Consider the following 26,938-nt stretch of genomic DNA (forward strand, 5'->3'; position numbering starts at 1 on the left):
GCGCGGCAAAAAATCGCGCGCCCGTTGGCCTGGGATGTAGTACCCAGGCCAACGGCCAGCGTCAGGATCGGTTCGGGAGCCTCGTCACGAGCTGGCCGGCGAGGCGCTGGGCGCACCGCTCGGCGGCGCACCGCTGGGAGCACCACTCGGCGCACCGCCACCGCCGCCCGATGTCGCCGTGTAATTCGGATCAACACCAACGGTGATCGTGGCGATAAAGCCCGCGGATGTTGATCCGCTGACGGTCAGCAGGCCGTCCTGCACGCCCTTGCCGGTGTAGACCATGTCGTTGGCGAGCATGGTGATCGTGCCGGAGTGCGATCTGTATGGCGCCGTCGCCTCCACCTGGGTCACCAGGCTGTCCGAGAAGAAGAACTGACCGGTGTGATGAGCCGTACCGCCCTCGTAGGTGTTGGTGGCCCTGTCGATCGTGCCACCGGTGTAGACCTTGCAGTGAATATGCACCGCACGTGGGCTGTACCAACCAGGAAAGATCGTTTTGAACTCGACGACGCCACTGCTGTTGGTGAGCGCAATTCCGCGCAGGTAGGTTTTCTCGTTACCGACACCGTCCTCGGCGGGGGCGCTGCCACCGGGACCAGCGGTGGTGAAACCCGAGTAGTAGCCCCAGGCGTCACAGTGCCAGATCTCGACCGCCGCGTTCGCGAGCGGGGCGCACGAGTTCTTGTAGTCGACGACGGTCAGCCGCAGCGTGAGTGCCGCGCCCGACTTACCCTCGGTGATGTCCTTGCGTACGAGGCTGTTGTCCAGCCAGTACGGCCCCTCGGTCACCTCGGAGGTCAGTACACAGGTACTGGCCGCTGATGTCGTGGCCGACGGGGTCGCCGTGGTGCCACCGCCCGGCGACGTCCCGCCGGGAAGGCTAGTGATCTTGCAGCCCGCAAGCGCGACTCCGCCGACGGTGACACCACCGAGAGCGAAGAGCTTGCGTCTGTTCAGCGGTGTTGCGGTGAAATCGGTCATAGCGCCACGGTGACGGGCGCCACCGTCAGAACCCTTGGCGCTCGCTGTACATCTTCTGTGAGGGCGCCCAACCAGCCCCAGCCGCCGGGCCGTGGCGTCGGGCAGGCTCCGTGCAGACTGGGTGTCATGGGTTCCCTGGTCATCAAGGCAACTGCCGGTTCAGATGCGCCGGAGCGATGCGCGCAGGCTTTCACGGTCGCCGCCGTCGGGCTCGCCAGTGGCGCGGACGTCTCCCTGTGGCTTACCGGCGAGTCCGCCTGGTTCGCGCTGCCAGGACGCGCCGCCGAATTCGTGCTGCCCGAGTCCACGCCGCTGGTGGACCTGCTGGATACTGTTCTGGCCGGAGGTCGGGTCACTGTCTGTGCTCAGTGCGCGGCACGGCGGGGCATAGGTCCCGATGACGTGCTCCCGGGCGTACGCATCGCGGGTGCCGCGCTCTTCGTCGCCGAGGTGCTGGCCGAAGGCGCCCAAGGGCTCGTGTACTGACGTCAGCTGTCTGGCGCCCGCCGGGCAACGGCTCCTGCAAAAGCAGACCACGTCCAGCACACGAGGTGACTCCTTCACGACGTCGACCGGATGCGGTTTTGTGATCGTATGATGCACGAACCCGATGTCCTGTACGCAGTCATCCAGTTCGACAGTACCGCGCGGCGGACGGTACGACGAGTCGTCGCACCATTTCCGGACCGGAGTTCCGCCGCGCTGTTCGCGACCGACAACGGCCTGGGTGATTTTACCGTCGGCCCCATGGAGTTTGCCGTGCCGACCCGGGCGGCACTGGTCGGCCAGAGCATTCCTGGCCCCCGGCCGGGCGATTCCTGAGAGACGGAAAACCCCGGCGGCGCGATCATATTCCCGCTGGCGCCACCGGGGTCGCGGAAAACCTATACGGCTACTTCCACCTCGGTGTCGACTGGCTCGCCCTGGCGGGCGACGACCTTACGCTCACCGGACGCGCCCGGAACCAGCGCGCGGACGGTCCAGGAGCCCGGCCGGGCAAAGAAACGAAACTGGCCGGTCGCGGACAGTGGCACTTCGGCCGTGAAGTCTCCACCCTCGTCCAATAGACGCGCGTAACCCGCTGAAACAGGCGAGCCGTCCCTGAGAACGACGCCCTGGATGACAGTTTCCTTGGCCACGTCAATTCCCTCCACCGAAGGTCCGCCGCTGATCGCGCCGCACACGTGTCAGACGTCCTTCTCGATCGGAACGCCGACCAGCGAACCGTACTCGGTCCACGAGCCGTCGTAGTTCTTCACAGCCGGCAGGTCGAGCAGTTCGTGCAACGCGAACCAGGTGTGTGCCGAACGCTCGCCGATACGGCAGTAGGCGATGATGTCCTGTGTCAGGTCCACTCCCGCCGCGGAGTACAGGGCGGTCAGCTCGTCATTCGACCTGAACGTGCCGTCCTCGTTCGCCGTCTTCGCCCACGGGATGTTCTTTGCGGTCGGGACGTGCCCGGCGCGCTGTGACTGCTCCTGCGGGAGGTGCGCCGGAGCGAGCAGCCGCCCGGTGAACTCGTCAGGCGAGCGCACATCCACGAGGCTCTTCTCGCCGATCGCGGCTATGACCTCGTCCCGGAAGGCACGGATGTCGGTACGGGCGTCACCGGCGGTGTACTGCGTGGCCGGCCGCTCCAGGACTTCGTCCGTCAGCGGGCGGCTGTCCAGCTCCCATTTCTTGCGGCCGCCGTCGAGCAGCTTGACATCAGCATGCCCGTAGAGGGTGAAATACCAGTAGGCATAAGCCGCGAACCAGTTGTTGTTGCCACCGTAGAGAACGACCGTGTCATCGTTCGAGATGCCCTTGGCCGACAGCAGTTTCTCGAACTGCTCCTTGTTGACGAAGTCACGGATCACCGGGTCCTGAAGCTCCGACTTCCAGTCGAGACGGACCGCACCCGGAATATGACCTTTGTCATAGGCGGAGACATCCTCGTCGACTTCGACCAGGACAACCTTGGGGTCTGTCAAGTGCGCTTCGGCCCAGGCCGGGTCGACGAGCGCGTTGGAACGACTCATGTGTGCACTCCCTTCACGGAACGTATGGCGAGATATAGCTGACAACCGAGACAAAAGCCGATGACAGCATTCAGCAACGCCGCCACACATGCAAACGTGGTGGCAATGTACCCAGCGGGATGGGCAACGATGAGAAATCCGATCGCGCCCACCGTGCCGGACAGCGCACCGACCGCCTGCCCCAGCCCGAACCACGGTGGTCGTTCATCCGCCAGCTCGACCGGCGGCCCCCAGCCAGGGGAAGCGATATGCCATACAGCAGTCCGTACGGCACCCACCGCGGGCCGGATACGGCGGTGGCGAAAAAAACCACCACCGGCGCGAGGAGTAACCAGCCGCTAGCGGTCAGAGCAAGTACGCCGAGGATAAGACTGGTCACGATTACAGCGGACCGAGGACCTCGCGGAACAGCCACGAACTCATCTCCTGAAGGGCGGGCCCGCTAGCGGCGAGCGACATCAACGCACAAATCAGGAAAGTCGACACGATGTGCTACCGACACGACACAAATCGATCGTGCGGCGGCTGACGAGCGCGGTGGCGAACATAACCCCTCGACCGTAGCAGCGAACACGACCGATGTGTTACCGATCCCACTACTTGCCAAAATGATCAAATCGGACGAACACGGGGCCAGTCACATGACAGGCTCCACATTCTCACCCACTGAAGTCGACCCATCGCTCATAACGGGTTCAAGCACTGCAAAGACGGCCGCCTGACACGACGCGGCATCGACAGGGACTCGTCATCTCACAAGTATGTGAGCGACGGCATACACACAGGGCGCCGCCACCGCCAGCGGGAGGACCGCGGCAAGGGGGTAGCTGAACCCAACCGCGCCATCGGCCTGGAGCTCAGCGATCCCACGGGCGACAACCGCGTCGATGACGACGGCCACCGCCGCGGCCACCGCCGCGATCACGGTGCCGTCGAGAACGGTCAGCACGCTGGACACCGCGCCGAAGACAGCCCCCACGACGACGCCCGTCGCAAGACCGGCGAGCCGGGTGAGCACCGGCCGGCCGGTGGAAATGGCCGCGCAGGTCCGCACGCACAGGACGGCTGAGCCACCGCTGGCGAGAGCGGCAGCCACCAGCGCGGCTCCGGCCACGCGGCTGGCCGGAGCAGTCAGCGAAGCCGCGTCCGCGTAGGTGGTGAGCATGGTCACGACGACCACCCCGCTAAGACCCGCGGCCATGTCCACCGTGACCCGCACGGACCGTTCCGGTGGATGATCGTCACTCGGCCCGCCAGCCACGCCGACGCCCGCCGCGGCACCGGTCTGACCCAGTCTCGCGGCGGGCGGGCTGGCCCGCCGTCGTGCCAGCTGAACGAGGATGACCACCGCCACCGCCACACCGACGACCCCGGCATAATCGCCGATCTCGTGCGAATCGGCGACCAGCGCGATGGCGTCCGAGACGAGCGCGGCCGATCCGGCGATCGCCAGCGTCCCCATGGAGCCCGCGAACGTCCGTACCCACGCCCAACCGAGAAGGAACTGCTCGACGGCGATAACGGCGACAAACGACAATGGCCCGGCACCGATGCCGACGACGAGCGCCGGGACAGCCGCGGCTACCGCAACGGAGACAGCAGTGAGGGACAGCCGCGGTCCGTTCGCCCGGCCTGGCCGCGGTGTCGGGACGGACGCCGACATACTGGCCGGCTCCGTCCTGGCGGCTGTTTCGGCTCCGCGGGCTCGCACGCCACCATGCTCCCATGCCCCGGTTACGACGAGAGCGACGAACCAGCTGAAGCCGACCGGACGAGTACACCACGGGCCACGGGCCACGGGCCGGCGGCTGCCGGCCACGACGGTCCTCACCCACCGGCGAACGGCGGGAGCACCTCCACCACGCAACCGTCCACGAGCAGCACGTCGGCATGCTCGCGGGCACCGACCGGGACATCCCCCACCAGGAACGCGCAACACGCCAGCACCGCCGCCAACCGTCCCGGGTGCCGCTCGGACACGGTGGCCAGCAGGTCGGCCAGGGTATCGGCGTGCTGCCGCTCCTCGGCTACCCCGGCAGCGTCCCGGGCCGCGGCCCAGTACCGGATCGTCACGCAGGCCACGGGGACCCCGGAAGCTCCGGCGTGTCACCTCGGGCCGGAAGCGGCCGGGCCGGGCCCGGCTGGGCGGGGAGCGGCCGGTCAGCACCCGCATGCTCGCCGTTGCCCGCGAGCAGTTCGGGCAGGTGGCGGCCGAGCCGGTCCAGCAGCCCCGGGACCAGCCCCGATTCGGCATGCCCGAACCCGGTTATGATCCAGAGCTGGCTGCCCTCCCCCGCGGCGGCAGCCAGCGAGTGAGGATGTTCCAGGGCGAAGTAGGTGTCCCGGTCCCCGTGAACGAACAAAACCGGCGTCGGCGCGATCCGGCCGACGACGTCAAGCGGAGACGCCGGGATCATCGGCCAGATCTCGGGCATCAGCCGTACGCCGAGCGCACGACGGGCGACGCGGCGGCCGGTGGCCGTCTCCGCGAGCCAGTTCACACGCCGCATCGACGGGGTGTCCCGGACATACCACCGGCTCGGCGCGCTCACGCTGACAACCGCGTCGACCGGGTTCCGTACGGCATACCCACGCACGGTCTCCCCGGTCCGGGCGAAGGCCGCGTGGCGGAGTACCGCGGCGGCGCCCATCGACCAGCCCATGGTGATGACGTTCCGGTAACCAAGCCGCCGAGCCGCCCCCACCGCCGCGTCCACATCCAGCACTTCAAGATCGCCAAAGGTGCACACACCTGAGGACCGGCCGTGGCCCCGCAGATCGGGCACGACCACGCCAGCGTACGGACGGATACCGGCACTGACCGCCCTGACCGGGGGCTTGTCACGCGAACCAGAAAAACCATGGGCGACGACAACTCCAAGATCAAAACTGTGACAGGTGGCGGAAGCAACACGGCCGTAATGGGTCGTGGCGAGGATCTCGCCGTCTGAGGTAGGGAGAACCTCGAAGACGGTATGAGTGGAGTGGGACACTCCGCTATCCTCCCCACAGGCCGGTGTTCGTTTCGCGCCCATGACGGTCGTGGAACGCGGGGGGCCGGTCGCAAGGTATCCGTGGGTCGACGCTGCCCCAACATCGCAACCGAACCCTGGAGGAGTCGACTTGAGCGTCGTCCTGTTGCTCACCAACGCCCCCGGACCGTCCGCGGAGTCCTTTCCCTCGCTTGGGCTCCTGACCCACACCGTTCGCGTCGCGCCGCTGGAGGCCAGCGCGCTCCTGGACGCTCCCCCGGTGGACGTCGTTGTGGTGGACGGGCGCCGGGAGCTCGTTGTCGCCCGCGGCCTGTGTCGTCTGCTGCGTACGACCGGACTCACCACGCCGCTGCTCGCGCTCGTCACTGAGGGTGGGCTGGCTGCGGTGTCAGCCGACTGGGGCGTCGATGACGTGGTCCTCGACAGCGCCGGACCCGCTGAGGTCGAGGCACGGCTGAGGCTCGCGATCGGTCGGATCGCGGCCGCCGGCGGTACCGCGGAAGCCGGTGTCATCCGGTCCGGCGACCTGTCGGTGGACGAGACCACCTACTCGGCCAAGCTGCGCGGCCGTCCGCTCGAGCTCACCTTCAAGGAATTCGAGCTGCTGAAGTACCTCGCGCAGCATCCGGGCCGAGTCTTCACCCGTGCTCAGCTCCTGCAGGAGGTGTGGGGTTATGACTACTACGGAGGTACCCGGACGGTCGACGTCCACGTGCGCCGGCTGCGGGCCAAACTCGGCCCGGAGCACGAGTCGATGATCGGTACAGTGCGGCACGTTGGTTACAAGTTCGTCGCGCCCCCGATCGCCCCGCTCCCTGACGACGCCATGCACAACCGTAACGACCGCGAAGTAGTCCGCGCCCCCCAGCGGGTCTCGCTCTAAGCGGTCGGCGCTGGGGGCTGTGCGGCGGAACATGTCCGCGCGGCCCCCAGCCGCCCGAACGTCCTAATGTCGCCTGATGGCGCTGTATCGGACCCGACAACTGACCCGCCACGATGTCGATGCCCTACGGGATCTAACAGCGGCGGCCGCCGAGACGGACGGGATCGCTCCCCTGTCCGATGACGCCATGGTGCGCATGTCACCTGATCCGCTCACACATGGGCAACACCTGATCAGCACCGTGCCAGACGTGCCAGACGTGCCAGACGTGCCAGACGTGCCAGACGTGCCAGACGTGCCAGACATATCAAACGCGCCAGGCGTGCCAACGCCGCGCCGGATCGCCGGATACGCCTATCTGGCCGACCACCTCGACAACACGTGGCAGGCGGAACTGGTCGTTCACCCCGGGCAGCGGCGCCACGGCCACGGCGGACGCCTGCTGGCCGCGCTGACCGGCTCCGCCGACCAAGCCGCCGCGCGGCTCAATGTCTGGGCACGCGGCGACCCGCCCGCTGCGGTGGCGCTGGCACACAGGTACGGCTTCGGCCGCGAACGGGTGCTGTGGCAGATGCGCCGGCCGCTGTCCGTCCTCCCCGGCGTGGAGCTGCCGGCAGGGGTCACCATCCGCCTCTTCGTCCCGGGACAGGACGAGGAGGCGTGGTTGGCTGTCAATCGCGCCGCCTTCGCAGGCCATCCCGAGCAGGGCCGTTGGACGGCGACCGACCTTCTCCTCCGAGAAGCCGAGCCGTGGTTCGATCCGGCGGGCTTCTTCCTCGCCGAGTCCGCCGGCCGGCTCGCCGGTTTCCACTGGACGAAGGTCCATCCCGCCGCGGCCGGCCGTACCGCGGAGCCGGCCATGGGGGAGATCTATGTCGTCGGTCTGGAACCCGCCTTCGCCGGGCACGGGCTCGGGCGTGCGTTGACCCTCATCGGGCTGCATCATCTGCGTGATCGGGGGCTGACAACGTCGATGCTCTACGTTGACGACATCAACCAACGGGCGATGCGCCTGTACGAGGGCCTCGGCTTCACCCGGCATCGCGCGGACATCTCCTACCTGCGCGAACCGGCGAACGGCCCGTTGACCTGATGTGCTGGCACCCGGCGCCGTGCGGAAACCCGCGGGCGCCCGCCATCGCCTCCTCTCCGGTCCGCTGCCGGGGCCACAGCGCGTCCGGCTCGGCAGGTCAGGCCGTCGGCCCGTCAACGAGACGGAAACGGTAACCGACGCCGCGGATGCTCTCGATCAGGCGCGGTTGTTCGTCGTCACCGGTGTCCCCGAGACGGCTGCGCAGGCGACGCACATGCACCGCAAGCGTGTTCGTCTCATGATTGGTTGTCCCCCAGACACGCTCGAGCAGCGTCTGGCGAGTAACCACGGAGCCAGCCTGTTCAAGCAGGATGCGCAACAACCTGAACTCCTGCGGGGGCAGCCGCACCGGTATCCCGTTCACCCGGACCTCGTAGGCGACCATGTTCAGAGTGACCCCGCCGACCCGCAGCACACCGGGCTCGGTCCGGTCCGCACCGAAGCCTCGGACGGATCGCACCAGAGCCAGTATTTCGTTGATCCGGTACGGCTTGGCAACGCAGGCGCTCGCGCCCGCGTCCAACCCAGCCGCGGCCTGGCGGCGGTCCTGCGGGCCAACCCCGAGCAGAATCGGCATGTCGTCGCGGGTACGGACGGTCCGCACCACCGTCACACCGTCAATGATCGGCAGCCGCGCGGAAATGATCACCGCTGCCGGTGCGAGGCGACCGATTTCCAGCAGCGCACGGGCACCGTCCACCGCGACCGTGACCTCAACGCCGTGGTCCGCGAGAACGGACAGAAGTTCGCTGTCCGCGGCCGCGTCGGCAACCAGCAGCGTCGGCCGCCGGCCGCCGGGCAGGGCGATCTCCTCCCCAGGGCGACGTTGTTGCGGAGCCGGGGACTCGTCTTCAAATGGCTGCACGAGATGCATCCGAGTGGCCGCGGTGAATTCGGGTGAACATGGGACCAGCCGCTGTCCGATTCAGCCGAAACGCCCGGTGATATAATCCTCGGTGCGTTTCTGTGTTGGATTAGAAAAAATCTTCTCCGTCTTGTCCATCTCCACCAGCCGTCCCGGATCACCGGTCTTGTCAAGCGTAAAGAATGCCGTAGTGTCACTGACCCGGGACGCCTGCTGCATATTGTGCGTCACAATAACGATGGTGTAACTCGCCTTGAGCTGGGCGATCAGATCCTCAATAGCGAGCGTCGAGATCGGGTCAAGCGCGGAACACGGCTCGTCCATAAGCAGCACCTGCGGTTCCACGGCAATTGCACGCGCGATACACAGCCGCTGCTGCTGTCCGCCGGACAGACCAGAGCCTGGCCGGCCAAGACGGTCCTTGACCTCCTCCCACAGGTTCGCGCCGCGCAGCGACTGCTCAACCCGCTCATCGAGGAGCGCCTTCTTACGGGTGCCGTTCAGCTTCAGGCCGGCGATGACGTTCTCGTAGATGGACATCGTCGGGAACGGATTCGGGCGTTGGAAGACCATACCGACGTTACGGCGCACGTTCACCGGGTCGACACCGGCACCGTAGAGGTCCTGCCCGTCCATGCGGACCTGTCCCTCAACCCGGGCGCCGGGCAGTACCTCATGCATGCGATTGAGCGTCCGCAGCACAGTCGACTTACCGCAGCCGGACGGCCCGATGAAGGCGGTGACATTTTTCGGCTCTATGCTGAACTGGACATTGGAGACGGCCTTGAAATTGCCATAATAGGCGGTCAGTCCGGAAACATCGATACGGGTGGCCATGAGTTACCTCGGCTCGTTGTGCCGCAGCCGTACGATGACCGGTGCGGACGGTACGGGAAAAACGACAAGCGTGGGTGCGGACAGCGCAATGACCATCATCGGACCCGGGCGAATCGAGCTACAATCCGGGCGATAGCACTCAGCAACATCACCAGAACAATGAGCGTCAACGCGGCGGCCCAGGCCCGGTCAATGGCCACCTGCTGCGGTGCCCCTGCCTGTGAGTAGATATAAAGCGGCAGCGCTGACTGCGGCCCGGAGAACGGGTTGAAGTTGATGGCGTCGTTCCCGAAAATGGTCAGCAGCAGCGGTGCGGTCTCACCGGCGACCCGAGCCACCGCGAGCATGACACCGGTCACAATGCCGGGCAGCGCGGTCGGCACGACAATTTTGAGAATGGTTCGCCACCGGGTGACACCCAACGCGTAACTGGCCTCACGCAACTCGTTCGGGACGAGTTTGAGCATCTCCTCGGTGGACCGCACGACGATGGGAATCATCAAAATAGTCAGGGCGAGCGCGCCAGCGAAGCCGGACGGATTCTGGTTGAGCGCGAGCAGGTAGAACGACAGGATGAACAGACCCGCGATGACCGAGGGCAGGCCGGTCAGTACGTCGACGAAGAAACTGATGGTCCGGCTGATCCGCCCGCGGCCGTACTCGACCAGATAGATCGCGACCAGCATGCTGAAGGGAACCGCGAAAAGACTTGCCAGGGCGATCTGCTCCAGGGTCCCGACCAAAGCGTGGTAAATGCCACCGCCGGCGTCCCGCGCCCCGATATTTCGCATGGAGGTGGTCAGGAAGTCGTAACTGACCCGCTGCGCACCCTTGGCGATCACGCTTGCCAGCACCGCGACCAGCGGGATAAGCGCCAACAGGAAGGCGAGATAGACCAGCGTGGTGACGAACCGGTCGACGGCCTTCCGGGTACCTTCAACCATGGCCGACGCCACGGTCTGGCCAATCAGGTAGAGCACACCGACAATCAGCACAAACTGAATCTTGCTGTCTATCGGCGCCACAACATATAGCAACACGGTGGCCACGACCGCACCGGCGCCAATAGCCGCGAGCGTGGTCAGCGGCAGCTTCTGGCCGGTCAGGTCCATGCCGCCGGGGCTGGTCGCCGGGGCGATAGTCGTTGTACTCATCCGGTGGCCCCCGAGAATTCACGCCGACGGGCGATGACTGCCCGGGCCATTATGTTGACGAGCATGGTGACAATGAACAACACGAGACCGGACGCGATGAGCGCCCCCCGGCCGATGGGATTGGCTTCGCTGAAGCCGTTCGCCACGTTGGCCGCGATGGTGTTGCCGGCCGGCGACAGGATATGCCAGGAAATGTTAAAGGACGCGGGCAGCACCAGTGCGACCGCGATCGTCTCCCCCATCGCCCGGCCGAGTCCCAGCATGGACGCGCTGATCACTCCGGGTTTGCCGTACGGGAGCACCGCTGTCCGGATCATTTCCCAGCGGGTCGCGCCGAGGGCGAGCGCCGCCTCCTTGTGCGGGTTCGGCACCTGGAGAAAAATCTCGCGGGAAATCGCCGCGACAATCGGCAGAATCATGATGGCCAGGACGATCGAGGCGACGAAGATCGATCGTCCGACAAGGCCGTCATCCGTACTGAACAGGGGGATCCAGCCGAGATAGTCGGTCAGCCACTGCTGCAGACCGTTCATTCTTGGGACAAGAACAATCAGGCCCCAGAGTCCGAAAACGACGCTGGGGACCGCCGCAAGCAAATCGACGATGAACGCCAGTGGGGTAGCGAGACGGCGCGGGGCGTACGCCGTGATGAACAGCGCGATTCCAACTGCCACCGGCACAGCGATGATCATCGCGATAACAGCTGTGAGCAGCGTACCGAACAGCAGGGCCGCGATTCCGAAGACCGGCGGAGATGCATTGGGAAACCATTCGGTCGTGGTGAAGAAGTTCCCGGTGTTGGCCTGCAGCGCGCTCGTGGCCTCAATCACCAGGAAAGCCGCGATCGCCGCGATAAGGACAAGCAGGCCGATGCCGGCCGCGCGGGTCACGTTCTTGAAGAAGAGATCCGCGGGGCTGACCCGCGCATGCGCACTGCTACTGACGGACTTCTTGAGCGCTGGTGGCCCATTGCCTCCCGGTGAACCCGCGCCCTGGCCATCCGATTCACTGCTCATAATGCCTCTCAACAGGTGGTGTTGGCTGGTGTGCCCGCCCGGGTCGGCCGCCGGGTGCGCGATCACAATCGCTCTCGCGCACCCGGCGGCCCTTGGAGCCAGCCGCGGTCGGCACACCGGCGGTCGTCCGGTCAGAATCCGTCGCTCCGGCCGGCGGGGAAAATGACTATGAGATGGTCGCCACGACCGAGCTCACCTTGCTGGCAAGATCGGTAGGAAGCGGAGCGTAACCGAGATCGGCGATAGCGGCCTGACCATTCGTGGAGGATGTGTAGGTCAGGAAGGACTTCACCAGAGTGGCCTGACTCGCGGCCAGACCCTGCGTGCAGGTGATCTCGTAAGTGACAAGATAGATCGGGTAGGCACCAGGAGTGGTCGCCGTGTAGTCGAAGGTCAGCTTCAGGTCAGGCGCCGGAGCAACCTTCGCCGTACTCACACCCTTGGAGGTGGCCTCGGTACTGACCGCCACATACTCACCGGCACCATTTTTGATCTTTGCTGTCGAAAGGCTCGCGTTTTCCGCGAAGGAGAGCTCGACGTAACCGATGGCGCCAGCGGTCGTCTTCACGGTCGCGGTCACCCCGTCGCTGCCCTTGGAGCCCTGGCCGCCCGGAGCCTTCCAGTCCGAGCCCGAAGCGAACGTCCAGTCGCTCGCGGCGGCACCGGCCAGGTACTTGGTGAGGTTGTCCGTGGTGCCCGAACCATCCGAACGATGCACCGAGACGATCGTCGTACTCGGCAGCGTCACGCCGGGATTGTCGGCCGCGATCACCGGGTCATTCCATTTGGTGATCGCACCAGAATAGATCTTCGCCAAGGTCGGGGCGGAGAGCTGTAGATCTTTCACGCCAGCGAGATTGTAGATCACCGCGACCGGCCCGGCGACCATGGGGAGGTTGACGAGTTGCCCGCCGGTGCAGCGCTTGGCCGCGCTGGTTGCCTGGTCACCACTGATCGCCGAATCCGAGCCGGCAAAATCGATCTTTCCGTCCACGAACGCCTGCTTACCGGCAGCAGAGCCGACCGGCTGGTAATTGATCGTAGATCCGGAACAGGCGGTCTGGTACTTCTTGACCCACTCGTCCATCGCGTTCTTCTGCGCGGTCGAGCCCGAGGCGACGATCGACCCTGTTGCGCAGGAGATCGCGCCCGTGGCAGTGCCCGCCGTCGAGCTCGGCGATGCCGTGTTGTTGTCGGAACCGCAGGCGGCCACCCCCAGCACCGCCGACATCGCAAGGCCCATGACCGCGACCTGACGCTTCCCTATATTCACAAGCGACCCTTCGTCTTCAGCGCAATAGCGCCGTTCTGTCCGCCCCCAGACTGGGGTGCCGGCAAGAATCGAAGCGATTCAACATGAACGAAAGATGAACGGAAGCGAACATAAATCAGGCGGGAATCGAAATAGATCGGGGGCCCAGGACGGATTCACACGGATTCGTCACGCCGGGTACGGCCAATTATCCTACACCCGCCAGGTCGGTCGACGCACATTCGATCACTTCTCGATCTGCCGGCATGCCGCCCGGCGCGATCTCATTTTTGCAGCTAAAGATCGAATTCTGGCAACCAGAGCCCGCGCCTCGCCGCAGAGCCACGCTGCCCGCGTCCAACGAGAATCACGGTCTACGGCGTGTTGCGGAAGTCGTCGTTCGACCAGGGAGCCGCCTCCATGCGGTTCCCTGGCAAGGCCACAGACCACAGACCACAGGCCACACCGATACCGATACCGATACCGGATGCGTGGTAACGGTGTAGCCGAGACCGCGTCCAAGCGCAGCCGAGGAGGCTGCGAGCTCACGAACGGCCGCCGCGCTGAAAACTCCCCATCCGCCGGGATGGATCCGACCGGCGCCCCCGGCGAACCTATCTCCATGAACAAAAGAACCGCACCACCCGGACCGGAAACCGGCGGGCCAGTAACGATCACCAAACACATTGACGGCACACGGATCAGTGTCAGCGTCAGTACCCAGCCAGGGATGGGCACAGAGCCATGCGCGCTCCTGCTCCGCCTGCTGCCGTCACTCCTTGACGTCCTCTTCCGCGCCTACCTGGCATCCACCGAAGCGTGTCAACCCGCCAACGCCCTCACGGAGGCGGCCCTCATGACGGTGGACGACGGTGTTCAGGCGTGCATACCGGCAGCTGAGCATCTGATACACGCGCACTCACACCGGGCCGAACAGCGAGAGCATTCGGTCACGGTCTGCGAAGGGAGTACCGTATCCGATCTTTGTTGGATACTCAATGAGCTACCGGCCCACGCTCGTCTCGTTGACTTCGCCAGCGATACTGATGTCACGCTCGTCTTTCACGCCGACAGCGTTGCCTTGGCCACCGACCATGACTGACAGGCCCCACTCTGGGCCCGATCAGATCGGTGCCCGCTGTAGTTCCAGATCAGCGCGACTCTCACACCAGTAGGGGCCTTCGTCCTCCACCACATCCGTCATGATCACATGATGACGTCCGACGTGTCCCTCGGGGAGCAGGCAGGTCAGTCCATCCGCTCGGCATCCTGGCGCGGTAGCCGTTGTAGGTGTGGCCCATATCAGCCATGCCTCCTGATTGCCCCAGCCCTGAAGAACAGCCATATGATTGTCGGGATGCCCGGCCTCAAGCGCGCATGTGACCTCGTCCGCTACCTCATAAGCCGCCCCCGGGATGCCGTCAAGCCGGCTGATGACCTCGTCGGGCACACGCTGCCACACACCACAGGCACCATCGTCGATGGAGATGCCCATCGTCGTCCCCTTCCCGCAAATACACAAAGATCCAAACTACCTCATCGCGGCTCGATTCCACCCGAGTGGACCAGCCACATCACGGAAGATTGCTCCAGGACCGGCCTGGTGCGCTCAGGGCGGCTAGGGCGTGTCTGATGGATGTTGGTCGATGTGGACATTGATCCGCACGATCAAAGATCCATCAGACACGCCCTAGCTCCGATACAAGCACGTACAACCCGGAGCTCGCACACCGGGTAGAAAATTTCTGCTTTGTCTTGACTCCAAAAAATAATCAGTCTTACAATCGTCCCGATTGCTATTAATTGTCACAATCAGATTGAAAATATTCCCATAAAAACCTCCAGAGCTATCTCGATTGCAGCTGCTTCTTATGGCGTGTCCCGGAAGTCATCGTTCGATCAGGAAGCCGGACAGATGACTTTCGAAACACGCCCTACCGCCGGTAGTCTCCAGGAGTGCCCGACGGCAGGGGTATGGATCAAGGAACGGGGTTGGGGTGCGTGCATCGTAAGGCGGAGGGAGGAGCCATCCTGGCTCCTGGGGTGTCGACCGCGACGAGCCGGGGTGCCCGTGCATCGCACGGCGATCCACGGGGAGTGACGCGGCGAGGTGCGCGCCAGCCCCGCGACGCCACTCCCCCTCTTGTCGATCTTTCTAAGGAAGCACTCGTCCACGAATAGTTACCGACAGCCGAGCGTGTACTGCCGCACCAGCGACCACGGTGGCAACCCGTGGTGTCGCGGCAATAATGATCAATGCGCCGTCGGTTGACCCCGCATTACCTTCTTCTACCTCACGAGGACGCGGAAGCGCCAAAACAGTGACGTCGGACGCAACCACTGTCGCGCTGTCGGCTTCGGCGCCCGGCGCCGTCGATGTATCGCCGGTGGGTTCTGGGAGCGCCATTGACATAGCCCCATCCCGCGACGCAGCCCCATCCCGCGATCTTGTTTCTACAACCTCCGCTGTGGTGGATGCCGCAAGCACATCCACCCGATCACCCACACGCAGGAACGCGACGGATCCAGCATCGGTGATCCGGACTGGCGTCGCGACCAGGCCATGAGCACTCTGCCGCTGAGTGAGCAGCCCGGGGCCGAGAAAGCGTGCGTCGGTGATCGTCTCACCACGGCCGACCGGTGCGGCCAGCGTACGACCAACGGCATCCTCGGGGTGCCGGGCAGCGCCCGCTGGCACCGCTTCCGCTGGCAAAGACACGATCCGGATGTCAGTTGGGGCAATAACCGCTCCGCCGTCCAACTCGACCGCCGCCACGACCACCGCCGTGCCGGGCAGCGGATGGCTGGAACGCAGCGCACCAGTGGCAAGAAGCAGGGTCAGAGCAGCGCAAAGACCCGCGAGAACCCGCCGCCGGGCCCCAACCGCGAGCCGCCAGGCACGGACCTCCCCGATGCGCGCCGGTACGCGTCCGGCAAGCCACATCGCGACCTCCAGGATCCTCGCGAACAAACGAGAAGATCACGTTAGCCACCGAACGGGAAACCGTCATGGCCGGAGCACACGCTGTGGACAAAGCATCGCTCACCCACACTCGAGGCCGCGCCCTGTGGAAAAACAGACTCCGGCCACGATCTCGAAACAGTCACTCCCGTGGAGAGCTGTTACCAGTGCCCCAGGCTCCCGCAGGAGCCCGGGGAGCCCGGGGAGCCCGCATCGATCAAGCCGCAGCCGTACTCGAGCCGCCGGAGGAACTGGACGAGCTGGACGAGCTACCTGAACTGGACGATGACGCCGTACTTGCTGAGGCCGACGAGCTTGCGGCACTCGACGTCGCGTCCACCGAACCGCCCCCTGCGGGCGTACCAGCCCCAACGGTTTCCTTGCCGGACGTATCAGCGCCGGCTTCCTTGCTGACCTTTTCCTTCGCCCGGTCTCGGGCTCCACCGCCACCGGATCGGCTGTCGGTCTTGTAGAAACCGGCGCCCTTGAACACGACGCCGACCGAGCTGAACACCCTGCGCAGTTTGCCGCCACAGGCCGGGCACTCGGTCAGCGCCGCATCGTTGAAACTCTGCACAACCTCAAGATCATTATCGCACGCGGTGCAGCGGTACTCGTAGCGCGGCACGGACTCCTCCCAGGAGTTAGCACTCGACTTCGATGACTGCCAACTCTAACCCGAGATGATACCGGCGCGTCGGAGACCACCCCCAGAGCATGGATCCGAGCCGGCCGTCCGCCTCAGTGCGGGCGATGATAAAAATAATCCATACTTTACACGCCAGACGCGCTACCGCATGTCCGCCAGGACGCCGGACGCCCCGCAACGTACGGTGGCATGCGGCGCGACGATGACATGAACGCCCACGTCATGCGATTCAGTCGGAACGTGGGCAACCAATTCGCGATCATGAACTATCGCCACGATCAGCGCACCTGCTCTCACGCGCCGTAATGCTCGATCGTAAGATCCACCGCCACGCCCAAGACGCCCTCCACGCACGTCAGCCGCCAGCGCCGGAACAACGATGACATCCACCTGAGAAAGATCAACAACCTTCGCGCCGAGGGGCGGCTCACGAGTTCCAAAAGCGCCCGCGATCAGCGATCCGTTGTACTCCCGGAAGTCCAGATCAAGATCGGGTCGCATGGACGGCAGCAGGATACCCACTCCCCGAGCCCGAAGCTGAACGAGAAGTCTGCCGGTCTCCGGCTCACCAGGCAGACTCACATACGCGGCCACCCAACGGGCCGCGGCCACCTCCGGGAGGGCGAGCACCCGGCGGGTCAACAAAGCGGACGTGCGCCCGCCCATCGAAGCCACCGGCGACGAGCCACTCAATCCAAGATCTTTATCGGCAGCCCGGCTGGCGCGGGCCGCCAGCAGACGCGCCCGCAGCTCCGCCTTCGCCTCGTTGCGAGCCCAGTCCGCGGGCATATCAGAAAGCGTCGCGGTCGAGATGATGGGGCGGACGCTCGGCCCGCAGCCGCTCGATGTCGGTGTCCACGCCCTCCTCAGGCACGTCCTGGTCATCGCCCCAGCCGATGTCACGGTCGTCGTCGGACCGCGCCTCGTCCCACATGAGCGTTTTCCTCCCTGCTTCGGAAGCCTCCGCCATCCTGTCCGGCCCTGCGGGCGCGGCTGGCCCAGCAGCGGTCTCACCGGTCCAACGTCCCGATCCCTGGCTGATGCCCGCGATCACGCCTCGGCCTGTCCAGATCCGCCCGTCGGCAGACCGGGATCCCCCGCGGCATTGACGACCAACGCAATCGCGCCCGCGACTGCGTCCAACGCATCGCGCACACCTGCCGAGTATGCCTCGAATTCACCGCCTGACCTGCGCATTCCCTTCTCTGTCAGAAGTTCGGGCACGACATCGATCGCAGCCCGCACAGCGCAACGATAGCGGGCTACCGAGAGCGGCGGATCCCCATGCGGGTCTTGATCATATGCCTCGTCGCGATCCAGCATCGCCCGAACCACGTCGCGGCGAGTTACCGGTACCACCATCTGTATCCTCCCGGAGAATTTGCTGTTCAGCAAAACAAACCATAGCGGCGTACTTGGCAACCAGCAAAGCCGTTACGCTGTTCGCGTGGACGACGGTGAACGTCTGGTCGGCATCGGGGACATAGCCTTCCAGCTAAAGATCACGCGCCAGGCGGTTGACTACTGGACGCGCAGGGACCCACAGTTCCCCACCCCCCTGCAGGTCATCAACGCGCCTACCGCGAGCTCCAAAGGCACCCGCGTGTGGCGTAAACGCGATGTCGACGCGTGGATCGTCGAGTACTACCGGCGGCGGAGGACCTAGCGGCCAAAGACAACATGATCGTAGTTCTTTTCACCTGGCCGGCGCCCCCGAGGGGCGCCGGGAGGCCCGTATGGGCCGGATCGACGTCGCCAATCTGACAGCAGCCCCGGAGCAGGCGGCCACAGTTCATTTCACGCGCCCAACGGGCTTCGGGGAACGGCGACGTCGATCTTCGTGCTGCCCGACAATGCACATGCACTTGCAGCTGCAATCGCAGCCACGGATTCGAGTGGCTGCGACCGCGGTGTCGGGTACCACTAACGGGCCACGCCAGATCCAGGCCAGCCCACTCCGCTCGGCCGACGATGCCCTGTCGATCAAAGCTGTCGAAGGAAATTTCGATAACCTAGTATCTTTAGCAAGTTTACTGGCGAGTGGAAATGGCGCTGGCATCAGAGCCGGGAATCCTCGCGCAGCTCCGAGCCTCGAATCCTCGACCAGGACACATCCGTAGATCCATAATAATTACACTCCGCAACAATAATCGACCATGACTTCGTGGGCTGTAACGATCTGGGCCACGGTGCCACGATGTTGACTTCCAGCGATGGCCAGCCGAAGCCCTCAGCCCGATCCAAAGATCATCTATCTCGACAGCTGATGGCAGGACAGCTTTGGCCCCTGGCCCTGATCCCGCCGATGAACACATAACGATCTTCGATGGCAGGACCCTCCCGGGATCTCTCCCACCCGTGCCCCATCGCGGGTCACCGATGTGAGCGCCCGCTGTCATCGGCCCACAGCACCGCGATCAGCGGGGTGCCGCTCAGCGGCATCCTGCTCAGGGGAAGCACCGCCGGCCGCTTCGAGCAGAACTTGCAAGAGCCGTACCTGCCGGGATGAAAGACCGGCCACAAAGTGACGCAGGACTGTGTCCTGATCCGTGACCTGGCCCAACAAGGTGAGCATTCGTGCGGAGGCGTACTCCTCCTGACATCGGGTCGCACGGTACATCCACACCCGTCTGACACGTACCCGTTCGACATGCCCCTTGGTGATAAGGCGGCCGAGCGTGGTGGCTACTGTGCTGTGCGCGAGTCCGCCAGCCAGCATCTGCTGAATAGCGCCGGTACTCATGGGCGTCCGCGCAGCCCATAGCGCCGCCAGGACGGCTCCTTCAAGTTCGCCTGGTTGGCGGCGGGCCGTCACACCGACGGTATCCCGCGTCCGATCGGTCGATGTCTGGCCGGTCGATGTCTGGCCGGTCTTTTTCTGGCCGGTCTTTTTCTGGCCGGCCGCCGCCCAATCCGTATTGTCGTGACGATGTCCGGACCATGGGCCAAGAGTGGTCAACAAGGGCCATCCTCGGGGGCTCGAATGACTGCGGAGCTGAAGGGCCGTCCGTGGCGTGGGCCGCGACGATGCCCCGTTCAGCCTGATGGACGTGAAAGAAAGCGGACCGGAGCCCGCTCAGACCCGCCAATCCCGCTGGAAAAATCAGACGGAGATGTGTTGGCGGGAACAGAAAGCCGGTGCGGAGTGACAGACGGTCTCCCGGTCGGGAGCGTGGCGCGACCGACGTCGGTGAGTCACCGATCTCGGCCGCAGCGACCGTGGAGCACCCTGTCGGGAACCAAGCATGACCGCGCGGAAATTCCGATCGAATCTTATTCGATCATGACTCGTCGCGCGCGCCGGGAAACCCCGGCCACCGGCTGGCACATACCTATCTCGGCGGCCCCCGCCGGACCATGGCATAGCGCAGGACCCAGCCCCGCGAGCGGCCACCGAAGCTGGCCACGCCGACCAGTTGGGCCGCTTGGCGGTTGTGGACTGGTACACCTTCCCAGCCAGAGGGCAGGCCGGGGGAAAACATCGAAAGCACGCCGTGCAGAGCCCTGGTCGCAAGCGTCAAAATAAGATTGGAAAACTGCTGGAACCGACGCGGAAACTGCCCGAAACGACTAAGAGCGCCCGAGGACAGGACTGTCCGGCCCGCGGCTCCCCGCATCCCGCCCGGCCACGTTGTCCTCAGTCGGCGCCCACCAGCAGGGCGCCTTCCTCCGCAGCCTTGCCGGATCGGGCGCGGATGAGCCGTTCGCTGGTCGAACGCCCTATCCTCGGGCGCTCTAAGAGAGCAGCGGGAATGGTCGTCCGACCGGCTGCTTGCGAGAGCCTGCTCCACCGGCGCGGCAGCCACGCGGACGGGGGCCCCGATCATGCCTGAAAACGAATCTCGGACAGGTTCCGGCACGCCACCGACGACAAACCGGATACGGAGCGTCCAGCTCGACAAGACGACAGCATGCCCCATTCGTCCACCACGAGCCCATCCATTCGGACATGGCTTCGCGACATGTGCTGTAGCCCGCCCGTCTGTAGTCACGTGGGCCCGGACATCGGCGCCCCATCCGCTCGATGAGCAGTTTATGCACGAGGGACGGATCGGCGCATGCGCAATTGGGCGGAAGCTACTGTGGTTACTCCCTCAGAGTGAAACCGATCCGACCGCCCAGCCCAGCACGGAGCAAAGCGATACACATCAAGACCCAAGCGGGCAGACTCACGCGTAGCGCACATAATAAGCCGCTCAGGGCGACGGAGCCGGACCGTCTCACTACTCCACAAAGATCAACAAAGGATCCGTTCACAGCGATCGCGCACTCAGGCCATCCAGCCACAGGTACCAGTGCCGCGTTTGAAGTCAGCACCGAGCCCGCGGGAAACTTCCGTCATCAGTGATAGAGTCATGCTACCCGTAGCTGCTCGGTCCGCACCAGTGCATCACAGGTCTCCTCCGTACGTATCACATCAACGCACAGAGAAATCACGAATACATTCAAGGCCTCCTGGACGGCAACCACCGACTCATGCGCGGGCACAGGACAGTCAAGCTCCAGGAACATACCCAGCTTGTCGAGTTCATCGACGCAGAGTGACACGTTCCCCAGCTGTGCCATCCGCCGGGTCTTGGCCACCCGTACCGTCGGGCAGAAACCCATGTTCAGGATCGCCTGATGCATCTGGTCACGATCGGCGACTTCGGTCTCATATGCATCACACGCCTGGGCATTAACGGTCGGCCGTCGCAACGCGAAAAAGTGACGGTTGTTTATCGTGCGGAGGCGCGGGAAGGCCACGCCCAGCCGGCTGTCTTCGAACGTCCAGCGATCGGGAGCATACGCCTGGTCATCCTGAAAGAACGGCTCGCCCAGCTCGACGCCTCGCGCCTTGAGGGCCAAGAGGAGCGCCTCCCTGTCTCCCACATGGAACTTGACCTTAACCTCGCGCACACAAGCCTCCCCATCGTCTGTCCCGCCATCCCCCCGACGCGACAGCCTGGCACATAACCGGACGACCAGAAGTGACACCCACCGCCAAAGCTATAGAGTTAGTCGGACGTCGGACTCCGACGGAGTGGTCATAGCCACATCTTTCTGGCGCGCATCTGGGCCAGTCAACACGGCATCGACCCTCAGCTGGCAACCAGCAACAGTGAGCACACGTTCCACCCTTCCATCCGGCGGCGGTGCATTGGTTCGAGAGCCACTTGCTTCCGTCCTGGGAGGCTCGCTCCATCCCCGGCCGCCGTGTCCCGCCATCCCATGCTGGTTGCGACGGAGCGCCATGTCACAAACATGTTGCACGCGTGATGCGCGAAAATGCCACTACCGCCACCGAGCGCCGGAGCGGAGCACCCCGGCCGCCCGCAAGGCGGGAGCACGGACGAGCAGCCTGCCGGCCGCGAGAGCGAAACCACCAACAACCGGATGGTGCTCGATCCGCTGCCTTCGGGCAACTCCGGTGCCCTTACGAAACCGGCCCGGCGGATCGCAGTCCGCCGCGGCGTGGCCCCACGTCGCACTGATCGTGATCGCGGGCCGGTAACAACAGAAATATTGCCTGTGGCGACGACTCGGCGCCACAGTTGTCTACAAAAAATGACACATTTATTACGGTTTGTAATATTTTCGACCATTTTTCGTTCGACGACACCGCCGCGCACCCATAGCTGCCGAGCCGAGGATCACCCGCCGGCAGCGCCAGCCAATACCACTGAAGGGATTTCTGGCACGTTGACGTAGATACCTCGAATTTTCGGCATCCAAACTCGGCTGAGAACACCCGGCAAGAGGGAGGGTAGATCAAGAAACAAGATTGCGGTGCGTGCATCGCGGACGGCGCGGGGAGTCGCCGGAGGTGGTGGGTGGTGGCCGACGAGCCGGGGTACCCGTGCATCGCGCGGCGATGGACGAGAAGCGACCGATGGGGAGCGATGACGCGAGGTGTATGCCCCGGCCCCGCGTCCACTGTTGCCGGGCGCTCATGCCCGGCAGGACTATCCGGCAGAGTCCTGTCGCACCTCGACGGTATACCACGGACCCCTCGCCGATCTTTGTGATCATTATCATCACGCACCACAAAAGCTCCGGAGGGGGACCGCCGACGATCAATGGACAACCAGTCGGTCAAGATCGCCCATAAAGACCCCGGTATGCTCCGGTACAGATCAGTTGCGGACATCGCATCACGAGGAGTAGCGGATGGGACCTGCCTCAACGGACGGTCGCGCCCGCGACGGCTCTGACAACGACACCACCGCCGGGGGTGCTGGCGACAGCACTGGCACTGAAACCACTGTCATGCCCCGGCCCGTGAGAGACCGCCAAGGCTTCCACGCAATGATGACCGGGCGGCGCCGGCTGTGGCTACCGATCGGTGGTGGGATCGCGGTTGTCGTCGTCGTCCTTCTCCTCCTGTTCCTCCTGCTGGGCGGCGGAGGCGGTTCATCGGCGCCTGTCGCCGGTGCAACCGGGCACACCCCCACCACAGGCTTGGGCGCCTCCGCCGGCACCCATGACCGCTGGGTGCTTGTCGCCGATGCGCACCCGCTGGACGGGCAGTCCGTGCCGGCCGGTGTGGATGTGACTCTGAACCCGGGCACGGATACTCTCGACAAGGTCGAACGGGTCAAGTTCTCGCTCGACGGCAACACGCTGCTCGACGACCGGGACGCACCGTTCACGCTCCACCTCGATGCCGTTGCGGCCGGAAAACACACGCTGACCGCCCGGGTCCGCACCAACAGCGACACCGTCGAGGTGACGGCCACCTTCACAGCCACCGGGGATGGATCGACATCGGCCACCCCGTCCGCGGTCGCCGCACCTGCCGCGGTGGTACCACCCGCCGTGCTGGCTGAAATACCAACCGCCTCAGCACCGCTGCGGACAGTAACGGTATCCACCGCGGATCAGCTGACCGCCGCGCTCGCGGCGGCCCAGCCAGGGGACCTCATCCAACTCGCGGACGGCCAGTACACAGGCCACTTCGTGGGCAACCGGACAGCGAATGCAAAGGCTCCGATCACTGTGCGTGGCTCACGTAATGCGGTGATCGACGGCGGGTCGATCAGCGAAGGCTACGGTTTCCATCTCGACAAGGCCGACTACTGGCGACTGGAGGGTTTCACCATCCAGAACGGCCAGAAGGGAGTGATGACCGACCAGACCCACGGCGCGGTCATCACCGGCCTGCTCGTGCGCAACGTTGGCGACGAGGGCATCCACCTACGGAACTTCTCCACCGACAACTTCGTCGTCGGATGCACCGTGAACGGTACCGGTCGCAAGGAGCGCGGATTCGGCGAGGGCATCTATATCGGCACGGCCAAGTCGAACTGGGAGCGTTTCAGCGGTGGGAAGCCGGACAACTCCGACCGTAATCAGATCATCGGTAACACCATCAGTGGGATCACCGCCGAGGCCGTCGATATCAAGGAAGCCACAACCGGCGGAGTCCTGAGCAACAACAGTTTCGACGGATCAACTATCACCGGGGCGAACTCCGCGGACTCCTGGGTGGACGTGAAAGGCAACAACTGGCGTATTGAGGGCAACATCGGCGTCAACAGCCCGAAGGATGGCATCCAGACTCATGTGATCATCGATGGCTGGGGTACGGGGAACATCATTACTGGAAACAAGCTGGATGTCCGCGGCCCCGGCTACGGAGTCAGTATCGACAAACCGAACAAGACCCAGAATACCGTCTCCTGCAGCAATACTGTCACCGCGGCGGCCAGCGGCCCGTTCAACGTAACCTGCTCGCGGTGAGCTGCCCTGTCCATCGAGACCTGACGCCGTGCGAGAATCGCACCGGCTCGCACAGGACAGCTGTGCCAAAAATGTGGCACAGCGCACCAGCGGCCCCGGGCCCTGGGGCGAGGGCCCGCCACCGCTCACCGAGCCGCCGTAATGCCCAGATTTTTCGGTCATGAACACTACGGCGACGGAAACAGGCCCGTGGGCCACGAACAGCGTGCGGATGTGACCGCGCCGCAGAGAGGCAGGCCTATGGGGGCGGTAGGCATCCCGGGCGTGGCACCTCCTGCGGGCCACGCGTCCGCAGCTCGGCTACCTCGCCGTACTCGGCCTCGTGACCCGCAGGAGAGAAAAGATATCAGGATCCGCCCTGTGACGCTCCGTGCAGCTCCAGTTTCTCGCTGGCCAGCAGATCCTGTAGTTCACGCACTGCTTCCCGAAGGCAGTCGGCAAAGACGGTCATCTCGTCAGCTACCGAAAGCGGCGTGCTCAGATAGAGGTTGAAACTGTCAGGAAGCAGGACGTAAGCGATGCCGATACACCGCCTGCTCGTCGATCCGAAACCGAGGTACTGGACGTTCGTAGAGGGCACGGAGCTCGTACTCAGGTAATCGTCCCGCATCTTGAGCCAGCCTGGAGTTTCGTACAGGGCGAGTGGCTCGGTCACCCCCAGCTCCTCGCCGCGCCGTTTCTGAATAAGCTGCAGCTCCCACAGGTGTTGCTCGGGCGCCTGCCCCGCCTGGCACTCCTTCGCGCGTTCCACATGCTTTTCGGCGGCCGCCCGGAACGCTGCTCTGCGGGCCGCAGCGTCCATGCCTGGGTCATCCATCGTCGCTACGAACCGCATCACCTCGGGCGTGACAACGCGCATCGCCTCCGTACGCCCGTACTGGTACTGTCTCGTGGCGATCGACTCGTAGGTCGTGCCCACCAGTCCTTTGGCACGTTTGTGGGCCAGTTGAAAGGCCAGCTGTACGAACGCATCAGGTGACATCCGTAGCTCTTTGGCCCGGTTGGCACCAAAATCGTCGAACGACAGGATGGCTGTGGCGGTGTCGGCCCTATAGGCCGCGAACGACGCGGCGGCGGCCCGTACGTCGGCCCGCAGGTCGTCGTCCAGCAGGAACTCAACAGGAACGACGCTCGGCACCCCCCGGGCCTCGGCACCGGCCACCGGGCGCTCCTCGGCCGCCGCGCCCACAAGCACGTCGACGAAATTGAGAACCGTAGTTCCGTCCAGGCTGCAATGCTCTACGTTGATACCTGCCGTACCGTCCTCAAAGACGATTAGTGATACGGCCTTGTCGAACCACCGATTACCGCTGTCACCGTGCAGCAGCTGGTCACACGCCATCAAGGGGTCCTTGGGCGCGAAGTCCTCCAGACACATGCAGAACAGCGCGCTCTCTATCGTCTCAAACACGTCCGCGTTGCTGGGATGGCAGGCGAGCAATGCCTGTCGGCTGGCTGCCCAGTCGGCCCGAGCCTTGGTGGTGAGATGCCCGACCGGCTCCTCCCACGCGGGCCGCGTCGCCGCAGCCTTCATGATTGTGTGCAGCCCCGCCACGAGATCGTCAAATATGTGCGGCCGACCGTCCGGACCTATCACGTCCAGGCGAAACATGTTGCCGCGGAAGAACACCATGATATGGCGCGCCCGCGACGGGCCCGGCCACTGTTCGCTGTAGGGCGCGCGGACGGTGTCCTGTACAGGTCCGGGTATTCGCGTCGTGGCGAACAGAAACTTGTTCTGCTCCATCGAAAGCGGCTGCCCCCGCTGGACGATCGGCGCAATGAGCTCCTCGTCGAGCCGCATCTTGTAGTCGACAGCCGCGGCAATGAGCCCAGCCGCCCGGTCCACCTGCTGCTGGGGAGCGGCCTTGAACAAAAAGAAGAAGTTCGCGTTAAGGGCTATACGGTCGCGGCGGCCCAGATACCGGGACGACCAGAATGTGTCGAGCCAGCTGTGCACGCCGTCGCTGGAGTTGTACTGCGCGAGCGCCGCGTGCAGCTTGTGGCCGGGACCGTCCGGTCCGCGGAAGGAGGCGACCGCAGCCTCCGTAGCCGCCAGTTCGGCTGCGGTCAGCAGCGGCGCGCACCAGGCCAGAAATCTCTCGCAACTGACATCTAACGTGGGCAGTGGTACTCGCGGCAGACGCTCTTCATTGCCAAAAGTTCGGGTGGACCACTCTTGACCGTTGTACAAACTCATCCTCGACCTCGGTGATGTTGGGGGAGCTGGACGACTGCATGTTCGGTACGATGGCTACAGCTTGCGTAAATTTTTCGTGTCGCACGGCCGAGAGATGTGGAACTGCGCGTAGAGCCAGCCATCGGCTTCCGGACCGGGCGGATTCACACCGATGGCCGACAGCGTGTCCGGAACGAGCGCCTGCCCTCCGGGGAGGCGAACCGCCGCTGTCTGAATACACATTCAAGGTGGACGCGGCGGATGCGGCCCGCCACCGACGCTTAAGGGCCCCGGCAATAAGACCGTCTGGCTCGCGCCGCCCAGGCGG

General features: G+C 64.6%; 27 protein-coding genes and 1 pseudogene. 7 read left to right on the forward strand and 21 right to left on the reverse strand.

Annotated elements, in window-relative coordinates; all coding sequences use genetic code 11:
• Positions 1-84: 84 nt before the first annotated feature.
• Complete coding sequence (locus MJ797_RS09960; RefSeq protein ID WP_239333967.1) at positions 85-984, reverse strand: intradiol ring-cleavage dioxygenase; 900 nt, start codon at positions 982-984, stop codon at positions 85-87.
• Between the two features lie 126 nt (positions 985-1,110).
• Between MJ797_RS09960 and MJ797_RS09965 the strand changes: the two genes are divergently transcribed.
• Positions 1,111-1,470, forward strand: a complete 360-nt coding sequence (locus tag MJ797_RS09965) for a DsrE family protein (protein ID WP_239333969.1) — start codon at positions 1,111-1,113, stop codon at positions 1,468-1,470.
• A 108-nt stretch (positions 1,471-1,578) separates the two neighbouring features.
• On the forward strand, positions 1,579-1,806 hold the full coding sequence (locus tag MJ797_RS09970) for a hypothetical protein (protein WP_239333971.1): 228 nt from the start codon (positions 1,579-1,581) through the stop codon (positions 1,804-1,806).
• Between the two features lie 62 nt (positions 1,807-1,868).
• Here the strand turns inward: MJ797_RS09970 and MJ797_RS09975 are convergent, their stop codons facing one another.
• The 6 genes and pseudogenes from MJ797_RS09975 to MJ797_RS10005 form a co-directional block, all read right to left on the reverse strand.
• Entirely contained in the window at positions 1,869-2,168 is a 300-nt protein-coding gene (locus MJ797_RS09975) for a DUF1416 domain-containing protein (protein ID WP_239333973.1), read from the reverse strand.
• Positions 2,169-2,171: 3 nt separating this feature from the next.
• A complete protein-coding gene (locus tag MJ797_RS09980; RefSeq protein ID WP_239308246.1) occupies positions 2,172-3,005 on the reverse strand; it encodes a sulfurtransferase in 834 nt (277 codons plus the stop codon).
• Positions 3,002-3,420 (reverse strand): annotated as a pseudogene (locus MJ797_RS09985) (DUF4395 domain-containing protein). Before MJ797_RS09985 ends, MJ797_RS09980 begins: the two are co-directional and overlap by 4 nt.
• Positions 3,421-3,753: 333 nt before the next feature.
• The gene (locus tag MJ797_RS09995) at positions 3,754-4,668 is read right to left on the reverse strand and encodes a hypothetical protein (RefSeq protein WP_239333977.1); all 915 of its coding nucleotides are present in this window, start codon (positions 4,666-4,668) and stop codon (positions 3,754-3,756) included.
• 164 nt (positions 4,669-4,832) lie between these two features.
• Positions 4,833-5,087 (reverse strand): MoaD/ThiS family protein, encoded by a 255-nt coding sequence (locus tag MJ797_RS10000; RefSeq protein ID WP_239333979.1) that lies wholly within the window; start codon positions 5,085-5,087, stop codon positions 4,833-4,835.
• Positions 5,075-5,998, reverse strand: coding sequence for an alpha/beta hydrolase (locus MJ797_RS10005; RefSeq protein WP_239333981.1), 924 nt, complete (start codon positions 5,996-5,998; stop codon positions 5,075-5,077). The genes MJ797_RS10000 and MJ797_RS10005 overlap by 13 nt, the downstream gene beginning before the upstream one ends.
• 130 nt (positions 5,999-6,128) lie before the next feature.
• Between MJ797_RS10005 and MJ797_RS10010 the strand changes: the two genes are divergently transcribed.
• Together MJ797_RS10010 and mshD are read left to right on the forward strand one after the other, a co-directional pair.
• The gene (locus tag MJ797_RS10010; protein ID WP_239333983.1) at positions 6,129-6,881 is read left to right on the forward strand and encodes a response regulator transcription factor; all 753 of its coding nucleotides are present in this window, start codon (positions 6,129-6,131) and stop codon (positions 6,879-6,881) included.
• A gap of 76 nt (positions 6,882-6,957) precedes the next feature.
• Positions 6,958-7,974, forward strand: coding sequence for a mycothiol synthase (gene mshD, locus MJ797_RS10015; RefSeq protein WP_239333985.1), 1,017 nt, complete (start codon positions 6,958-6,960; stop codon positions 7,972-7,974).
• A gap of 97 nt (positions 7,975-8,071) precedes the next feature.
• Here mshD and MJ797_RS10020 read toward each other — a convergent pair whose 3' ends face one another.
• The 5 genes from MJ797_RS10020 to pstS all read right to left on the reverse strand — a co-directional run bounded on the left by MJ797_RS10020 (position 8,072) and on the right by pstS (position 13,119).
• Positions 8,072-8,839 carry a response regulator transcription factor gene (locus MJ797_RS10020; RefSeq protein ID WP_239333987.1) on the reverse strand — a complete coding sequence of 256 codons (768 nt, stop codon included), beginning with the start codon at positions 8,837-8,839 and terminating at the stop codon, positions 8,072-8,074.
• A 60-nt stretch (positions 8,840-8,899) separates the two neighbouring features.
• Positions 8,900-9,676, reverse strand: coding sequence for a phosphate ABC transporter ATP-binding protein PstB (pstB, locus tag MJ797_RS10025; RefSeq protein ID WP_239333989.1), 777 nt, complete (start codon positions 9,674-9,676; stop codon positions 8,900-8,902).
• 95 nt (positions 9,677-9,771) lie between these two features.
• Positions 9,772-10,830 carry a phosphate ABC transporter permease PstA gene (pstA, locus tag MJ797_RS10030; RefSeq protein ID WP_239333991.1) on the reverse strand — a complete coding sequence of 353 codons (1,059 nt, stop codon included), beginning with the start codon at positions 10,828-10,830 and terminating at the stop codon, positions 9,772-9,774.
• Entirely contained in the window at positions 10,827-11,846 is a 1,020-nt protein-coding gene (gene pstC, locus MJ797_RS10035) for a phosphate ABC transporter permease subunit PstC (RefSeq protein ID WP_239333993.1), read from the reverse strand. Before pstC ends, pstA begins: the two co-directional genes overlap by 4 nt.
• Before the next feature lie 166 nt (positions 11,847-12,012).
• Positions 12,013-13,119 (reverse strand): phosphate ABC transporter substrate-binding protein PstS, encoded by a 1,107-nt coding sequence (gene pstS / locus MJ797_RS10040; RefSeq protein ID WP_239333995.1) that lies wholly within the window; start codon positions 13,117-13,119, stop codon positions 12,013-12,015.
• Between the two features lie 709 nt (positions 13,120-13,828).
• Between pstS and MJ797_RS10045 the strand changes: the two genes are divergently transcribed.
• Positions 13,829-14,200 carry a hypothetical protein gene (locus tag MJ797_RS10045; protein ID WP_239333997.1) on the forward strand — a complete coding sequence of 124 codons (372 nt, stop codon included), beginning with the start codon at positions 13,829-13,831 and terminating at the stop codon, positions 14,198-14,200.
• Between the two features lie 21 nt (positions 14,201-14,221).
• Here the strand turns inward: MJ797_RS10045 and MJ797_RS10050 are convergent, their stop codons facing one another.
• From MJ797_RS10050 to MJ797_RS10075, 6 genes are all read right to left on the reverse strand, one after another.
• On the reverse strand, positions 14,222-14,593 hold the full coding sequence (locus MJ797_RS10050) for a hypothetical protein (RefSeq protein WP_239333999.1): 372 nt from the start codon (positions 14,591-14,593) through the stop codon (positions 14,222-14,224).
• A gap of 660 nt (positions 14,594-15,253) precedes the next feature.
• Entirely contained in the window at positions 15,254-16,069 is an 816-nt protein-coding gene (locus tag MJ797_RS10055; protein ID WP_239334001.1) for an SAF domain-containing protein, read from the reverse strand.
• A gap of 208 nt (positions 16,070-16,277) precedes the next feature.
• The gene (locus MJ797_RS10060) at positions 16,278-16,688 is read right to left on the reverse strand and encodes an FmdB family zinc ribbon protein (RefSeq protein WP_239334003.1); all 411 of its coding nucleotides are present in this window, start codon (positions 16,686-16,688) and stop codon (positions 16,278-16,280) included.
• Between the two features lie 162 nt (positions 16,689-16,850).
• Positions 16,851-17,498: a 5-formyltetrahydrofolate cyclo-ligase gene (locus tag MJ797_RS10065; RefSeq protein ID WP_239334005.1), complete on the reverse strand. Its 648-nt coding sequence runs from the start codon at positions 17,496-17,498 to the stop codon at positions 16,851-16,853.
• Between the two features lies 1 nt (position 17,499).
• Positions 17,500-17,643, reverse strand: coding sequence for a hypothetical protein (locus MJ797_RS10070; protein WP_239334007.1), 144 nt, complete (start codon positions 17,641-17,643; stop codon positions 17,500-17,502).
• 116 nt (positions 17,644-17,759) lie between these two features.
• A complete protein-coding gene (locus MJ797_RS10075) occupies positions 17,760-18,071 on the reverse strand; it encodes a hypothetical protein (protein ID WP_239334009.1) in 312 nt (103 codons plus the stop codon).
• An 85-nt stretch (positions 18,072-18,156) separates the two neighbouring features.
• On the opposite strand from MJ797_RS10075, the gene MJ797_RS10080 reads away from it, so the two are divergent.
• Entirely contained in the window at positions 18,157-18,375 is a 219-nt protein-coding gene (locus MJ797_RS10080; protein ID WP_239308262.1) for a hypothetical protein, read from the forward strand.
• A gap of 729 nt (positions 18,376-19,104) precedes the next feature.
• Here MJ797_RS10080 and MJ797_RS10085 read toward each other — a convergent pair.
• Both MJ797_RS10085 and MJ797_RS10090 read right to left on the reverse strand, forming a co-directional pair.
• Positions 19,105-19,524 (reverse strand): BlaI/MecI/CopY family transcriptional regulator, encoded by a 420-nt coding sequence (locus MJ797_RS10085; protein WP_255738719.1) that lies wholly within the window; start codon positions 19,522-19,524, stop codon positions 19,105-19,107.
• Positions 19,525-21,062: 1,538 nt separating this feature from the next.
• The gene (locus MJ797_RS10090) at positions 21,063-21,608 is read right to left on the reverse strand and encodes a class IV adenylate cyclase (protein ID WP_239334013.1); all 546 of its coding nucleotides are present in this window, start codon (positions 21,606-21,608) and stop codon (positions 21,063-21,065) included.
• A gap of 1,251 nt (positions 21,609-22,859) precedes the next feature.
• On the opposite strand from MJ797_RS10090, the gene MJ797_RS10095 reads away from it, so the two are divergent.
• Positions 22,860-24,431, forward strand: a complete 1,572-nt coding sequence (locus MJ797_RS10095) for a right-handed parallel beta-helix repeat-containing protein (protein WP_239334015.1) — start codon at positions 22,860-22,862, stop codon at positions 24,429-24,431.
• Between the two features lie 346 nt (positions 24,432-24,777).
• Here MJ797_RS10095 and MJ797_RS10100 read toward each other — a convergent pair whose 3' ends face one another.
• A complete protein-coding gene (locus tag MJ797_RS10100; RefSeq protein ID WP_239334017.1) occupies positions 24,778-26,631 on the reverse strand; it encodes a choline/carnitine O-acyltransferase in 1,854 nt (617 codons plus the stop codon).
• Positions 26,632-26,938 lie beyond the last annotated feature (307 nt).

The organism is Protofrankia sp. CiP3 (genome assembly GCF_917627345.1).
GTDB lineage: Bacteria > Actinomycetota > Actinomycetes > Frankiales > Frankiaceae > Protofrankia.